The organism is Xylanibacter oryzae DSM 17970, assembly GCF_000585355.1.
GTDB lineage: Bacteria > Bacteroidota > Bacteroidia > Bacteroidales > Bacteroidaceae > Prevotella > Prevotella oryzae.
Map to the genome: position 1 here is coordinate 1,752,070 of NZ_KK073873.1, position 16,276 is coordinate 1,768,345.

Consider the following 16,276-nt stretch of genomic DNA (forward strand, 5'->3'; position numbering starts at 1 on the left):
AGTAATATTTAAATTTGATATTACAAAAGATATTAAATAATAAATAAATATATTTCAATATCAATATATAAAAAAAGCCGTTAAATATTCAACGGCTTTCAAAGCAAAGATACACATTATGTAAAAATACTGAATAGATACAACATTTTCATTCTGTCTTATTTTTATAGTCGACGATACATAATTGATAGGCAGCATATGCCTGTATGTATTCGTTTTTTGCACTCTGTAATGCTGCCTGGGCCTCAAGCATATCTGTCATTGTGGTTGTTCCCACACGATATGTATTATAATTCAGACGCAAGTTCTCTTCTGCCTGCACTATTGACTTTGAAGCCACTTTGATCTGCTGCCATGATTCTATTACGTCATCGTGTGCCTTTTGTATATCTATGGCAAGCAATTCTTTGCTGTCCTGCAATGTTTCTCTTGCATTCTGTAGTTGCAAGTTCGCTTTCTTCTCATTATGACCGCCTTCCCACAAGTTGGATATTGGGATAGATACTGTTGCAAACACTGCACCCGATAAATTATCTTTATCAAAAAAGTTATCATACGAATATGTCGCTCCTATACTAAAGGTTGGTAAAGACTTGCCCTTTTCTATATTCAGATTGGTATGACTGATTTCCACATTCTTTTCTAACAGTTTATATTCTGGCCGCTGCTCCACCTTGCTCAATGACGATATGTCCATAGGGAACAATACGGGCAGTTTGCCAATCTCTATTACAGAAGATACGTCAATGTCTGTCTGTGACTTGCCAATATACTGGGCCAATAACAGAAGACACTGCTTCAGACCATTATTAAGTTTTATACGGGCACTTTCATTCTTATTCTGCTCTAATTCTACTCTCAACAAGTCATTGCGGTTCTTTAGTCCCGCCTTAACTGCCGAAGATACATCGATATGCAGTTTGCTCAAAAGTGAATCAGAGACATCAAGTGTGCGAAGAGCTTCCTTACAGTTTACTACCTGCCAGAAATATCTCTGTGCATTATATCCTACCTGCCGTATAGAAATATTTTTCTGAATTTCTGCAGCATCCTCACCATACTTAGATAGTTTATAACTGTTGCTTATACGTCCGCCCGCATAAATAGGCTGCATAACAGATATGCCTGCCGAAACACCATTCTTAAGTGCTGAATAACTTGCAAGACCAAGATCAAGGTCTAACAGATGCTTGTCTGCTGCAAATCCTATAGCCGAACCACTTACCTTGGGCAAAAAGCCTGTATAAGTGTCTTTACGGGTTTCGGCTGCCTGCTGAATCTGATTATCCGCAGTACGAACAGATATATTATGTTTGATAGCCATCTTACTAATTTCATCAGCTGTATAACTCCGCTGTGCGAGCAAGGCTAATGGCATTATCAATGCCAAAGCCAAAGCGATATTTCTCATTGTTTTCATTTTACTACCATTTTATAAGCTACCGGCATCACTGTGAGTATGAACAACATTGTGACCATTGTGCCATAGCAGATTACAGCTCCCATTGGCGCCCACATATAACTGCCACTGATAACCATTGGAACTACGCCCATTGAGGCTGCTGCAGATGTAAGGAATATAGGGCGCATACGTCTGAGTGCGGCATAATAGATTGCATCGGCTGTAGTGAGATGCTCTTTCTGTTGGATTTCGTGTGCGTAATCAAAAAGTATTATCCCATTACGCACCAGAATGCCCATAAGACTGACTATGCCAAGCACACTAGTTATACTGAAGTTTACACCTTGAATTATAAGACCTACCGCCGCGCCAAAAACACATAACGACAGACATGACATCATAAGCAGGGAGATGCCAATACGCTTGAAATGCCATAACAGTATAAAGAAGATGATCACCACGGATGTAATCAAGGCCATTATTATGCCGGGCATCTGATCACCGTCTCCGGCATAACGTCCTCCGTATGAAAGACTTACCCAGGCTGGCAAATGTACGTTCTCAAGTTTTTTGATAAGATGCTCGGTGGTTGTTATCACATTGTTTTCACCGGCAACCTCTGACGATACTGTTAGGCAACGCAAACCGCCGCGATGGGTAATCTGTCCATATTCCAACTTGCTCTTAATGCCGGCCATCTGTCTTAGGGGTGCATTGCCAAAGCCATAATGTACGGGTATAAGTTCGTTTTTTACATCATTGACAGTAGCACTGTCTGAACGTTGTGACTTCAGCACTACATCTATGCCATAGTCGCCCTCCCAGAGTGTAGAGACCTTTAATCCACTGCTATAACGCATCATCATAGTCTGTTCGAGTGCCGCATTGGTCAGATCCAACATATGCATCTGCTGATCATCCGGTTGGATATGTAGCGAGTGTAATGGTTCTTCAAAGCCTGTACGTACCAGTTGTAATTCAGGCATCTTACGCATTCGCGCGGCAATAATGTCGGCTGCCTTAGAAAGAGAATCAAGATTATCGCCTTTGAGTCGCACTTCTACCGGGTGTGCATCATCATTGAATGTAAGTTTTACGATGCGGATATTAGCATCCGGGAAATAGCCTGCATACTTGGCCTTGTACTTATCCACGAGTGTCTCTGTCATCTTATTGTCGGTGGTGTTGACGATAAACTGTGCGAAATTGCTACCACCCAACTGTGGTGCGTAATCTATATGAAAGCGGGGCGATGATGTACCAACAAACGAAGTAATTGAAACCACGCCACTATCACGGCGCATCATATTACTGACGCTGTCTGATATGGCAGCTGTGCGACTAAGAGCTGTACCTGTGGGCAGACAGATCTCTACAGCAAGCTGATTACGCTCTGCATCGGGCATCAACTGTTGCGGCACTTCAGACAGCATCACACAACCAACCACGACGCTTAACACCGCCGAACTTATTGTAATGACAGGATGGCGGAAACACTGGTCGAGTAATAACTTATATTTAGCCTGCAACCACTCTAAAACTGAAAATTTATTTTTACGGTCGCTCTTGTTTATCAACGAAAGTTTTTCGGGTTTGATAAAATAATACTGGAATATAGGTACTACCAATTGGGCTACATACATAGATATGAAAAGTATGATGGTGATACCCCACGGAAAACTCTCAAAGAATTCAGTCAGTCCGCCGTTCATAAATATTATAAGAGGGAAGAAAGTAATGCTGATAGACAGTGTGGCCGAGAGGATGGACTTAAAGAAATGCCGTGCGCTCTCTACCGCAGCATGCCAGCGGGACATGCCCGAAATAAGCAGTTCGATATAATTGTCTATTATCACTATCGAGTCGTCAACAATCATGCCAAGTGTGACTATCAATGCCGCCAGAGTCACAGTGTTGAGTTCTATACCAAAAGCATATAATGCGCCTAGGGATATGGCAATTGTAACCGGAATAGTGGCAGATGCGACAAGGGCCACACGTAGAGGCATAAGCAACAGCACTACTGCGATGACAGCAACTACGGCTATGAGCAGTTCTTCAAAGAATGAATAGATGCTATCTTCCACCACTTTGCTCTGATCGGTGATTTTCTCTATCTTTACATCTTTAGGTAATACCTTTTTAATTGTAGACAGTTTCTCATTCACCTCCTCGCCCATCGATGTAATATCCGAACCTTTCTTCATCTCTATACTCAGAAGAAGAGTCTTTGTACCATTATAAGTTATATACGAATCGGGTTGTGGATAACTCTTTTTTACATCGGCAACATCCATCAGTCTTACAGACGAATGGGTTACAGGATTGTTGATAATCTGTACATTCTTCAGTTCAGATACCTTCTGCATTCGAAGGTCTACATAGAGTGGATACTCGGTAGAGCCGTCTTTAATGCGGCCCAAACCTGATACGAACCCTTTCTTCATGAGTGCGTCGGCTACCTGTTCGGTGGTCAAACCGTAGTGAGAGAGTCTGTCGTTATCCACAGTTACACTTATCTGCTCTTTCTGCATGCCGTAAACCTGCACCCGACCAATATAATCGATTGTACGCAGACTATCCTCTAGCTGTTTCATGTAGTCATTCAGTTGACGGTAAGTCTTGCCCTTGCTCTCCATGGCAATAAGCATGGCGGATGTCTCGCCAAAATCATCTATAACCTCTGTACCTACAACACCCTGAGGCAACTGCCGGCCATATGCATCCAAACCATGGCGGAACTTACTCCAAAAGGCATCTTTGTCTTTGACATCATCATTCAGCTCCACCTGGATAATGCTTACACCATCGCGACTTGTGGATATCGTATTTTTACGTTTCACTTCGTTATACGAGAATATATAATTCTCAAGAGGTTTGGTAACCTGTTGCTCAACATCCTCTGATGTTGCACCCGGATATGAAGCAATAACCAAGCCCTGGCGGATGGTGAAATTAGGGAACTCATTCTTTTTCATATTATCTAGTCCACAGATACCCAGTGCCATAAGGCAACTAACAATCAGTATCACAATCTTGTGATAACGCATAGCCCATTCTTGCATCGTTTTTTTCATAATAGCGACCTTTCTTACTTGATAATTGTTACCTTCGAACCTTCACTTACTTTCTGCATTCCTTCTACGATAAGCTCTTCGCCTGCCGACAATCCGCCAGTAACAACGATGCCCTTTTCATTTTCATCGCATATCATGATACCTCTACGCCTGGCCTCGCCATTCTTCACTATCCATACATAATATCTATTGTCGTTGTCCATCTGAGCTGACTTAAAAGGAATGGTAATACCTGTATTATGCGATGCGCCTACATACACCTTACATATCATACCCGGCAGTAGTTTATGACCCGGATTATTAATGGTGATACTTACAGGATATGAGTGTGAAAGAATATCAGCCTCAACACCAATCTGAGAAATACGACCCGAAAATACTTGGCCTGACAATACATCAACCTGTAACTTTACCAACTTGCCAACTTTCATGTAAGCCATTTCTTTTTCGGACACGGATATACTAATTTTCACATGATCTATCTTCACAAGTTTCGCTATACTCATACCCGGAGCAGCATTCAACCCCGCCTCGCCTGTCTTCTCTGATATATAACCTGCAAAGGGAGCCTTGATGCGACAATCTCTTATCATCTTGCCGGCAATAGCCTCTTGCGACTTTGCCTCGCGCAGTTTGCTCTGAGCATCGACCAACTGCACTGCAGGTACGCTGTTTGTAGCTTTCAACTGCATCAGTCTGTTGTAGTAGTCCCGAGCCTGTAATGTCTGTGTATGCGCCGCCTGCCATTGATAATATGCCTGCGAGGCATTTGATACAGCAATAAGCTGTCCTCTTTTCACCTCTTGTCCCTCGTCTACAGCCATTCGCTCAATAGTGCCGCCATTGACGAAACTCAAAGCTACTCCATTTTCCTCTTTTACTGTCCCTGAATAGAACTGAGAATTGTTATCCACAAAATCTCCTACTGTCTCAACCTTTACCCTTACAGGCGTTTCGCCATTGTTATTGTTCTGATTTTTGCATGAGTTCAAGACAAGTAACATAAAAAGTAATACTACATTGAATTTTGTTTTCATAAATTTCCTTTTTTATTTCGGCTGCAAAAATAGAGCAAACAAGACACTATTTAGTGTTCTAAAATATTCTTTAATTGTGCAAATAGTGCAATAGATAAAGAAAATATCATAATAAAACAGTAAAAGGAGAAAACAAGACAGTGATAATTACAAAAAAAATATTTACTTTGCAAAGTAATCAACAAAGTAAAGGTATGAATAAAATAACTTTCGGAAGAGTACAACAAGAAGACGGACTGCAATACAACGATGATGGTATCATATTGATAGACAATATTACACAGACATCACTGGCCGATTACGAGGATATCAATCTCGAATTCAATGTCTTTGTATACTGCGAAGAAGGCCGACTTCAGCTTACACTTAATGATAAGGTGTATCTCTTAAAATCACAAGACTACATATTATGTCAGGCGGGGCATCACATTAAAGACTATATGATGAGTCAGGATGTGAAATTCAAAATATTGGTTTTTGCCACTGCTGTAATAGACAGTTCACTATTTCTAAAAGATGCGATATGGAATATCTCTGGATTTCTGGATAAATCGCCAAAACGGCATCTATCAGATAAAGAATGTGAGATAATAGAACATTATTATGAGTTGACTAAATTTCACCTCAACAAAGAAGGCAATCAACAATATAATAACGATATAATAAGATTACTTTTCCAAGCCATTGTAATGGAGTTTTTCAAGATGACTGACGATAATATAAAGATGTCTGAACTACCCAATGTGACTGCAGACAAAACTCAGAATGGAGTATTATTCCGTCGTTTCATCGAGTTGCTTTCTGCCAATGATGGTAAGATCAGGACAGTACAAAAGGCCGGTGATATGCTGAATGTATCTCCCAAATATCTATCTAAAGTAATAAGTAAGGCGGGGGGAAAGACGGCTATGCAGTATATTCACGATTATACTATCGAGGCTATCATATATCGGTTGAAGTATACAGACATGTCTATCAAGGATATTGTAGTGGATATGGACTTCCCCAACATATCATTTTTCGGTAGGTTTGTAAAGTCAATATTAGGAATGTCGCCACGTGAATACAGGGCAAGACTAAAAAAGAAGAAATAGAAGTTATCACATAATGTTTGCTGTACTGCGAAAACTGGGAGACAGAGGGAGAAATGTCTCAAAAGTATCAGTCTCAAAGGTTTTTATTAGTATTACATTAGATTCAATGTATAACTGCTGCGGTTCAGTTCAAAGCCAGCTTATTTAGGGAAGTGATACGAAGCGACGGATGACAAGCAAGGAATTAAGAATGTATTTTCAAAACCGGATAAGCTCTTAATAGAACATACCGGATTTGAAAATAACAAAATATATTAGTCTCTATTGGGGTTTGACCATTGATAAGTAGCATCACAAGTAATTGGAACAGTCTGATCGCCAATCTGAAGACGGAAATCGCCCTGTTCAAGAACCCATTTGCCATCATAACCGACAAATGCAAGATCGCTTGCCTTTAATGGAATTGTTACGGTTTTTGTTTCGCCCGGCAGCAATTCCACTTTATCAAAGCCGCGAAGCCTACGGCCGTCAGGAGTCATGCTGGCTATAATATCACTGCTATAAAGAAGCACGCTTTCCTTTCCTGACATTTTACCTTTATTTGTAACATCTACTGATACATTTATAACATCACCATTCTTAAAATGACTTTTATCAGTATGCATGTTACTATATGAATATGTAGTATAACTCTTGCCATAACCAAAGCCCCATTGCTGAGTGATCTTAGCATCATAATCATAAGCACCATTCATAGTACCCACTTCCTGACTCTTTTTAAAGTCATAATTTGCAAGCGAATTTATCTCGCTTGGATAGGTATAGGGTAACTTGCCACTGAAGTTAGATTCTGCCGAAATCAGACTTACCAAAGCATCTGCGCCATAGTTGCCCGGAAGGAATATATCAACTACTCCATCTGCCAAAGGCACTATATCTGAAATGATACGTGGTCTGCCTTCATTAAGCACCAACAGAATTGGTTTGCCGGTAACAGCAAGTGCCTTAACTAAGTCTCTTTGATTTTTTGATAGTGTCAGGTCTGTAAGATTACCGGGGGTTTCTGTGTACGAATTTTCACCTATGCAGGCTACAATCACATCTGCATCTGCGGCAGCTTTTACGGCACTATCTATGTCAGGCGTATTTTCTTCATAATACTTTCCGCCTTCATTATATGTTACACCTTGTTGCAGAATAACATTCTGTTTACCATACTTATTACAGAAGGCTTCATATATAGTATTATACTGTTGGGCAAATTGATCTGTAAGATTGCCCTGCCATGTATAGCTCCATCCACCATCAAGACAACGCATCTGATTGGCATTAGGACCGGTAAGCAGAATTTTCTTGCCTGTAGATAATGGCAGTACATTTTTTTCATTCTTAAGCAGTACGATACTCTCTGTAGCACCGTCGAAAGCTAGTTTTGCAAATTCCTTGCCACCAAATTTGGGATAGTCTTTTAATTTATGGGTAGGATTGTCGAAAAGTCCAAGACGATATTTCATTCTTAATACTCGTCTTACGGCATCGTCTATTCTGCTCATAGGCACCTTACCTTCTACTACCAACTCTTTGAGGAGATCGCACGCATCAGGATTATAAGGTTCCATTATCATATCTATGCCTGCATTGACAGCAATTCGAAGAGCGTCTTTCTTATCCTTTGCCACCATCTCGCGCTGCCATAAGTTATTTACGTCAGCCCAGTCTGTAACAAGCACACCATCCCAGCCAGTCTCATCCTTCAACCATGTGGTAAGAAGTTCATGATTGGCATGTACTGGCAGTCCGTTTACTGATGCTGAATTTACCATAACAGACAACGCGCCATTTTCCAAACCCGTTAGAAAAGGAGCGAAAAACTTCTCGCGAAGGTCGGCCGGAGAGATATATGCCGGTGTACGGTCTTTGCCTGTCCATGGCACACTGTAACCCAAATAATGCTTTAACGAAACAGCAATATGCCTTTGGTCTATATTATTTGGATTTTCGCCCTGAAAACCTAATACCATATTCTTGCACATTTCCGAGTTAAGATAACAATCTTCTCCGAAATTCTCCCATATACGCGGCCAACGTGGATCGCGCCCCAAATCTACCGTAGGACTATAGCTCCATGGCACACTCACTGCACGTGCCTCGTAGGCTGTGGCTTCTGCGCATCTGCGTGCTATATCTCTATTGAATGTAGCCGCTACATTGATGTTCTGCGGAAATAAAGTGCCACCCTGAGTATAAGTAGAGCCATGATTTTGATCTAATCCATAGATACATGGAATACCGATTTGCTTCAACGAATGTTTCTGAATGATTGCCAGATATTGTTCCCATTGTTTTGCTGTAGGTGCTACTGTATTTGGAGCATTAAGTATAGACCCTATCTTATAGCGGTTGAACAGAGAGTCCATACGCTGTTCGTTGATTTGGAATACACCATTTTTGTTACTACCGAAAAGATCAAGTACCAGTTCTGTCATCTGACCTATTTTTTCTTCTAGTGTCATTTTGCCTAATTGGTTCTCAACCTTTGCTTCAAGTTTAGCATCTTTCGCTATTACAGGAACGGTTGCCTGTACTTTACAGGCAGCCGTTGCTATTGTTATAAATAAGAATATACTTTTTTTGATTAACATAATATCTTATTAGAATAATTACTGTACCGAAACTCTATCTACATAGTAGCCAGAACCTACGCATAAGAATCCGCTCTGTTGTTGAATCATATCCAGAACAGCCTGTGTAAGAACTACTTCTTTTACTCCATCTGAAGACATTTCAAATTGTGATGTTCCAGGTAAGTCACCCCACCAACCTGAATCAGTGCCCATCTTATGGTATGCTGCATCAGGGGCTATTGAATATGAGATACGTAGAATAGATCCGGCCTTTATTTTGGCAAATACATCTTGTCCTATCAGGTTAAATGTCTTGTGAGGATCACCATCAGGCAAATCCCATGATACATAATGATGCCCTTGCCATAGTGTTATCTCAGAAGAGATTGTCAGTGTCTGTTGTGCGGAAATGCCATTGCTGCCATAGAACTGAACAGGAGTTCCACCTTTAGTCTTTCCTGTTATTGTATAGTCACCATCTGTTAACGATGGGCAAAGGAAGGTAAGAGATGTTGCCGACTGACTAGTAAACGTTGTTATAGTCTGATCGCCTATTGTGAGTGATACTATGTTATCAAGATTGATACCACTTATAGTACAATCCATTCCTGCATTAGCACGCGAAGCTCCTGAAGTAATGAGCGCTGCCTTACTTACTTTTACAGTATTTGCGCCATACTGATTATTGTCATTACCTACTAATATTACGCGATAATCACCTTCAGTCAGATCTGCAGGTACACTATATTCAATATAATTACCTTTATCATTAGGTACATAATTAATATCTGTTATTACCTTACCACCAATGGCAATACTTTTTACCTTATTCAGGTTATTACCCAAAAGTCGGGCTGTTGTTCCGGGAGCGATAATTCTTTCGTATCCTACTTGAGCACTATATGGATCACCATCTAGAGGATTTACTTGTACAAGACCTTCGCGTGAGGTTGACTTCCCTGCTGTAGTAGAAACTATCACTTTAAGATTATAGGTACCTGCCAACAGAGTAGTGTCTATCGTTGTTCCTGTTTGCACTTTCACACTATCAAGCAACCAGTCTTCTGTAGTATAATCTGCAGGAGTAACTGTCAACTTGATATTAAGTTTACCATCACGATTGATGTTGGAGATAACAGGCAATGCACCGTTTACCCGATCGGGGAATATAGGATCGAGTATTCTCGGGTCATCATTGACGGTAGCCGTTGAGAAGGGATCCTGATCACTACATGCCGTGAAAGTAAAACTCATCGCCATGATTGCCAACAGCATAAAATATATTTTTTTCATATTGATTGCTATTAAATTTTAATTGTTAATTCGTAATTACTTGTCCCACCATACATTAGTATGCCAATCATCCTTTCCACCCATACGGCTCAAGGCATCATCGTAGCCGGACTTGTTGTAAGAAGATTCCAATACCGGATAGCAAAGACGAACAGGAATATCTACACCACCTGTAAGATATTGTCCAAATCCATAATCATTAGGAGATTTCAGTTTAGGATATCCTGAACGACGAACATTTGACCAGCATTCAGCCGGGTTAGTAAGATGGAGTATCCATGCCTGAGTATTGATAGATTCTCTCTTCTGATCGTCTGTATGTCCTATTCCGTTGTTTGTCATATAAGTATTGAATGCATCATCTGATACCTGTGCACAACCATAATTGTTTGTTAAGAAATCCATTGCTGCACGAACACCTTGTCTGTACATGTCGTCTGCAGTAACACCACCTACATTCCAGCCATTCAACTTAGCTTCGGCCAATAAGAATTTAACCTCTGACGAAGTCATAACTACACCAGGATTATTACCCTTAAGAAAGTTGTTAGCCAATTTTGGTTCTACTTCACGAGCTACACTTGAAGATACTGAAGGATTGGTCTTAGACAATTCTTTTAGAATATCACTATCATAACCTGATGGCCATGGATCCCATGAGAAAGCACCCGGATCACGAGGCTTGAATGCGATGTTTTTGGATATCATCTCATCGGTAAGATCTACACGATTATCAGGACTGGTAGAACTCATAAGTCCATCATAATAGCAACGTGCTATCATAAATGTACGAGGGTCGCCGGTATTGTATAGTTTATTAAACAATGTAGAGCACAGATAACTTGGATTATTGGCCGGGTCGTTACCAAAGAGCAACTGTGACATTGCATTTCCACGGTAATCAGTGTAAGCCTCCTGACCAAAACTGAATGATATTGCCATATACTTAATAAGAGCATCATCACTGCTACTGCTCATAATTCCACCATCAGCCTGCAACGCATTTTCAAATTCTTTCTGTGCTTTTTCAGGATTGACTTTAGAAATACGCATTGCGAATCTCAATCTCAAAGAGTTAGCTAATTTTTTCCATTTATTTACATCACCATTATAAATGACATCGCCTGTTATTTTATCTTTTGTCGCGTCAAATTTGCTAGCAGCCGAATCCAACTCAAGGAAAAAATCATTATAGATACTTTCTTGGGTGTCGTACTTAGGATTGGATATACCACTGATAAATCCCTTTCCGGCCTCGCTATAAGGAACATCACCATAAATATCGGTGATTATAGACATCAGATATACACGATATATGCGCAGAGCAGAATTGACATTCACTTTATGCTCATCTTTCTCTGTTCTATATTCCGCATCTGTTATGTTCTTAATTGCAGAAGGATAGAACGAAGTCCATATTCTGCTCATTTCACTATTGTCAACAGTATGTCGGCCACCGAAGTTAGTTGTATTCCAGCATCCCATAAGTTGTTGGTCGAAAGCGTACAGGTAGTTACGGTAAAGCTCTACCATACCCAAGTCTCCATAAGTCTGTAACTCGCCAGTGGTAAGCTGAGCATTCGGATCTATAGTTGAAGCCTTTGAAGGATCTGTATTCATATTTTCCATGTAATCATTGCTACAAGAAGTGAAAATCATGGTAAAGGCTGTCAATATTGTTGCTAAATATAATTGATATTTTCTCATTGTTATTTCTCCTTAATCTACTTTAATGATTGCATTAGAATTTCAAGTTAACGTTAAATCCATAACTCTTACGTGATGGCAATGAACCATATTCCAATCCCATACCTGTAGTGTTATTATAGTTTGAATCCGGATCAATGTTAGGAATATTCTTCCATACGATGAATGGATTACGGGCTACAAGAGATACAGTAAGACCTTTAACGACATTCTTTAGCCATCTTTGTGGTACATTGTAACTGAATGTCAATTCACGGCATTTTATATACGAGTTATCGTAAATGAACATAGAAGGTGCATTACGGCATACGCTCATCCAGTAATCTTCAGGATTGATATAGATATTATTATCGCGGTATGTACCATCGCCATTGTCTATCACACCAGGTGCAACATATCCGCCTGTCGGCTTCCAGCTAGGAGAACCTTTGGCAATACCTGCTGCCTGACGGGCCTCTTCTGATTTATACCATGCGTCACGACCAACTAATGTTTCAGGACTCTTGCCTGATTCATAAGCAGCACGTGCTGACATAGAGTAAAGGTCGGCTCCTACTTTCACATCAAATATAGCTGATAGTGAGAAACTCTTATATGCAAGTGTTGTCGTAAGACCTCCTGTCCAATCCCATGATGCATTACCTAACACATGATTACTCTTATCATATTCAGGAAGACCGGTCTGAGGGTCTATAAGCACTTGTCCGGCAGTGTTGCGTTTAAAGTCCGGACCTACGATGGAACCGAAGTTCTCGCCCACCTTTGCAGCTACCTGTACATCAAGCCATGTTGCTTTCTCTAGTTCGAACATGTCCATGCCGTCAACAAGCTTTTTAACTTTATTGGTATTCTTTGAGAAGTTGATATTTACATCCCAAGAGAAATCCTTAGTCTGAATAGGACGTGTGTTAAGTGCTATCTCAAGACCGGTATTGTCTATTTCACCTGCATTTATAAGACGGTATGTATAACCGGTTGTCCATGAAGAGGCCATACCCATAATCTGGTTTTTGCTCTTCTGGGTATAATATGTAACATCTAGTCCGATACGGTTGTTCAGGAACTTAGTTTCAAGACCTACTTCAAAAGAGTTTGTTTTTGTTGGTTCCAAGTCTTTGTTTGGAATAGTGTTATTATTGATAGATCCTATAGTATAACCGGGATAAGTAAATTTTGACTTTGTATAAACTAATCCCAACTGATATGGATCTGTATCGCTACCTACTTGAGCAAAAGACATACGTAGCTTTCCATAAGGTAGAATATTACCTAACTTGAGTAATTCAGAGAATACAAAACTTCCTGAGAAAGATGGATAGACATATACGTTATTGCTTGTTGGCAAAGTAGAAGATTGGTCACCTCTCAGAGTTGCATCTAAATATAATAGGTGCTTCCATCCCACATTTACAGAACCGTACAGTGAATTTATCTGTTTACGGTAACTATTCTGTTCCAGACTAATCTCGTTGAAACTCATAAGCGCCACGACATCTGGTATCTGCATATCCTGAGCTGTGGTTATTGTTGTAAGATTGTTAACCTTATATACATTACCACCAAGAGTCGCATTGAAGTCAAAGTTGCCCCATGTATTATTGTAAAGTGCTAACACTTCAAAGTTGTACATACGATTGCAATAATCGCTAATCTGCATTCTACCGGCTTCGAAACCTGGTGTTGTTGGTGCTTTGAAGTCCTGAAAAGAGAACCAGTTAAGGTCGGCTCCAACAGTACCTTGCAGTTTTAAGTGCTTATCAATATTCCATACAGCCTTTCCTGTCATTCTGAACTGATCTTTCTTTGATGTATTAGAATTTTTGTATACATCCCAGTATGGATTCACATTATATGGGTCCATGCCATTCCAGTTAGAGTATTCGCCGTTGGCATTCTGATATGTTTTCAACCAAGCCTGATCGTATGTTGTAGCGAGAGTCATCAAGTTTTTTCCGATATTCGATTTGCTGTCACCTAAAGCAGGACGGTTCTTTACATACTCACGTGTATAATTGGCACTGAAGTCAAAGTCAACTTTCCCCATTGATGTATTAGCACGAAGATTAAAGATATCGCGACTCATATGAGTTTTCGGTACTATATCTTTGTTGCGCATATCTGTATATGTGAAACGCAAACCAGTCTTACCACTGTTCATTCCGATAATGGCTGAGTTAGTAGCTGTAAGTCCGGTACGGAAGAAATCAGATGTATTATCCGGTATTATATTATATGGACGTGATACGCCATCAAAGTATTTCAGCATATTAGTACCGTCAGCTTTAGGTCCCCAACTTTTATTAGTGTTGGATACTGCATCTATGCTATATGTTCCGTTACTACCCATACCGTATGTCTGTTGCACATTATTCCACTTTGCGAGTTGGGTGTCGAAGGTCAAAGAACCGTTATATTCTACACTGTATCTATCCTTGCTTGCCTTCTTAGTCGTAATAAGAATCACACCATGCGAAGCACGACTTCCATATAAAGCAGAAGCAGCCGGACCTTTTAATACTGACATTGTTTCAATATCATCCGGGTTCACGCTTGATATTCCGTCACCTAAGTCAAAACCTCCGTTAGTGCCTGCACTAGCAAAGTTTGTATTGTCCAATGGCACACCATCTATAACATAAAGTGGCTGGTTATTTCCGGTCATTTCGGTACTACCACGAAGAATAACGCGGGTAGAACCGGATGCTCCACCGGCTGTCTGACTGACAACAAGGCCTGGAATCTTTCCTGCCAGCGAATTTATCACATTTGTTTCTTTAGCCTTGGTCAACTCTTCGCCTTTGACTTCTCCTATACCATATCCAAGTGCTTTACGGTCGCGCTTAATACCCAAAGCTGTTACTACAACTTCGTCTATCACCTTGCTATCTTCCTTAAGTGATATATTCATATCATTAGAAGCTTTTACTGTCATTGATCTGAAACCCACATAACTTATTACTAATTCAGTACCCGGTTTTACATCCAGGCTGAAACGTCCGTTCAAGTCGGTAACTGTGCCCTGTCCGCGACCCTTAACCACTACACTGGCACCGATTATTGGTTCTTTTCCGTCTGTTACTATACCAGACACCTTTTGATTTTGCTGTAATACTGAGATGCCAGGCACCTCTGCTGCCCACATCTTCTGAACCTGAGTAGGCAGGATCATGGAGCATAGACATAACATACAAAAGACTTTTCGATTACTTTTCTTCATATTTATAAATTTAGGCTTATATTAAGTTAATTGTTAATATTTAGATTCTAATTATTTTTAATCTTATATACACGTACATAATCTATATACATCTTAGCTTCGCTCCCAGCCATAGGGAGCGCTGTTATACCCTCGGGATTTAGTATATTTGGATAATCTCCACCCACAGCCAGATTGAATAGTATATGGAATGGTTTATGAAAGTATGCGCTCTGGTCAGTACCTTTGCTTATTGTAGCATGATAATATGGTTCTTTGGAATTATCAAGATAGAACTTAAGACTGTCTTCATCCCAAACGACAGTGAATATATGATAGTCTCCTGTAATACCGGTACTATCTGTCACTGCACCCGATGTCCACATCTTGTGTTCAGGAATGCTCGGTCCCCAATGTATGCAACCAGAATATAGTTTTTCTTGTGTACCTTTTTTAATGCCGTCAGAAAAACCAGCTTCCATAATGTCTATTTCGCCGCAAGCCGGCCATCCCACTTTACCTATGTCTTCACCCATCATCCAAAAGGCCGGCCAAAGTCCATTTGCCAATTTAGGTAATTTGATGCGTGCTTCTATCTTTCCATACTTGAAACTCACTTTCAGATTAGAATTCACACGACCGGACGTAAAGTAACGTCCTTTATAGTTCTCACGTCTGGCTGATATTACCAGATTACCATCTTCTATTTTCACATTAGATTTACGAGATGTATAATACTGCAGTTCATTATTAGAAGGTGTAGGAACAACTTCTGTGTTCCAGTTTTTACCTAGTGTATTGCTATTAAACTCATCACTCCACACCAGCTGATAATCCTGGGCATAAATAGGAATAGATAATAGCGATAATAGAATAAGTGTAAAAAAGTACTTCATTTATATATTT

The 16,276-nt window shown here is 40.2% G+C and carries 9 protein-coding genes; 1 reads left to right on the plus strand and 8 read right to left on the minus strand.

Translation table 11 applies throughout. The features are described 5' to 3' along the window. Window positions 1-148: 148 nt before the first annotated feature. The 3 genes from XYLOR_RS13605 to XYLOR_RS07075 are packed head-to-tail and all read right to left on the minus strand — an operon-like array spanning window position 149 to window position 5,516. On the minus strand, window positions 149-1,420 hold the full coding sequence (locus XYLOR_RS13605) for a TolC family protein (RefSeq protein WP_084608547.1): 1,272 nt from the start codon (window positions 1,418-1,420) through the stop codon (window positions 149-151). Then, the gene (locus tag XYLOR_RS07070) at window positions 1,417-4,479 is read right to left on the minus strand and encodes an efflux RND transporter permease subunit (RefSeq protein WP_084608548.1); all 3,063 of its coding nucleotides are present in this window, start codon (window positions 4,477-4,479) and stop codon (window positions 1,417-1,419) included. Before XYLOR_RS07070 ends, XYLOR_RS13605 begins: the two co-directional genes overlap by 4 nt. Before the next feature lie 14 nt (window positions 4,480-4,493). After that, window positions 4,494-5,516, minus strand: coding sequence for an efflux RND transporter periplasmic adaptor subunit (locus XYLOR_RS07075; protein ID WP_036878089.1), 1,023 nt, complete (start codon window positions 5,514-5,516; stop codon window positions 4,494-4,496). Window positions 5,517-5,710: 194 nt separating this feature from the next. Between XYLOR_RS07075 and XYLOR_RS13340 the strand changes: the two genes are divergently transcribed. Then, the gene (locus XYLOR_RS13340; RefSeq protein ID WP_051508921.1) at window positions 5,711-6,610 is read left to right on the plus strand and encodes a helix-turn-helix domain-containing protein; all 900 of its coding nucleotides are present in this window, start codon (window positions 5,711-5,713) and stop codon (window positions 6,608-6,610) included. Between the two features lie 254 nt (window positions 6,611-6,864). Here XYLOR_RS13340 and XYLOR_RS07085 read toward each other — a convergent pair whose 3' ends face one another. From XYLOR_RS07085 to XYLOR_RS07105, 5 genes are all read right to left on the minus strand, one after another. Beyond that, window positions 6,865-9,192 carry a glycoside hydrolase family 3 protein gene (locus XYLOR_RS07085; protein ID WP_036878091.1) on the minus strand — a complete coding sequence of 776 codons (2,328 nt, stop codon included), beginning with the start codon at window positions 9,190-9,192 and terminating at the stop codon, window positions 6,865-6,867. Window positions 9,193-9,210: 18 nt separating this feature from the next. Beyond that, window positions 9,211-10,467, minus strand: a complete 1,257-nt coding sequence (locus tag XYLOR_RS07090) for a hypothetical protein (protein ID WP_036878092.1) — start codon at window positions 10,465-10,467, stop codon at window positions 9,211-9,213. A 36-nt stretch (window positions 10,468-10,503) separates the two neighbouring features. Next, window positions 10,504-12,174 carry a SusD/RagB family nutrient-binding outer membrane lipoprotein gene (locus tag XYLOR_RS07095; RefSeq protein WP_036878093.1) on the minus strand — a complete coding sequence of 557 codons (1,671 nt, stop codon included), beginning with the start codon at window positions 12,172-12,174 and terminating at the stop codon, window positions 10,504-10,506. A gap of 34 nt (window positions 12,175-12,208) precedes the next feature. Next, entirely contained in the window at window positions 12,209-15,316 is a 3,108-nt protein-coding gene (locus XYLOR_RS07100; protein ID WP_374057301.1) for a SusC/RagA family TonB-linked outer membrane protein, read from the minus strand. A gap of 122 nt (window positions 15,317-15,438) precedes the next feature. Further along, window positions 15,439-16,266 (minus strand): glycoside hydrolase family 16 protein, encoded by an 828-nt coding sequence (locus XYLOR_RS07105; protein WP_036880871.1) that lies wholly within the window; start codon window positions 16,264-16,266, stop codon window positions 15,439-15,441. Between the last annotated feature and the right edge of the window lie 10 nt (window positions 16,267-16,276).

Coding starts and splice junctions, on each gene's coding strand:
- XYLOR_RS13605 (WP_084608547.1), bottom strand. CDS start 1,420: ATGAAAACAATGAGAAATATCGCTTTGGCTTTGGCATTGATAATGCCA.
- XYLOR_RS07070 (WP_084608548.1), bottom strand. CDS start 4,479: ATGAAAAAAACGATGCAAGAATGGGCTATGCGTTATCACAAGATTGTG.
- XYLOR_RS07075 (WP_036878089.1), bottom strand. CDS start 5,516: ATGAAAACAAAATTCAATGTAGTATTACTTTTTATGTTACTTGTCTTG.
- XYLOR_RS13340 (WP_051508921.1), top strand. CDS start 5,711: ATGAATAAAATAACTTTCGGAAGAGTACAACAAGAAGACGGACTGCAA.
- XYLOR_RS07085 (WP_036878091.1), bottom strand. CDS start 9,192: ATGTTAATCAAAAAAAGTATATTCTTATTTATAACAATAGCAACGGCT.
- XYLOR_RS07090 (WP_036878092.1), bottom strand. CDS start 10,467: ATGAAAAAAATATATTTTATGCTGTTGGCAATCATGGCGATGAGTTTT.
- XYLOR_RS07095 (WP_036878093.1), bottom strand. CDS start 12,174: ATGAGAAAATATCAATTATATTTAGCAACAATATTGACAGCCTTTACC.
- XYLOR_RS07100 (WP_374057301.1), bottom strand. CDS start 15,316: ATGTGGGCAGCAGAGGTGCCTGGCATCTCAGTATTACAGCAAAATCAA.
- XYLOR_RS07105 (WP_036880871.1), bottom strand. CDS start 16,266: ATGAAGTACTTTTTTACACTTATTCTATTATCGCTATTATCTATTCCT.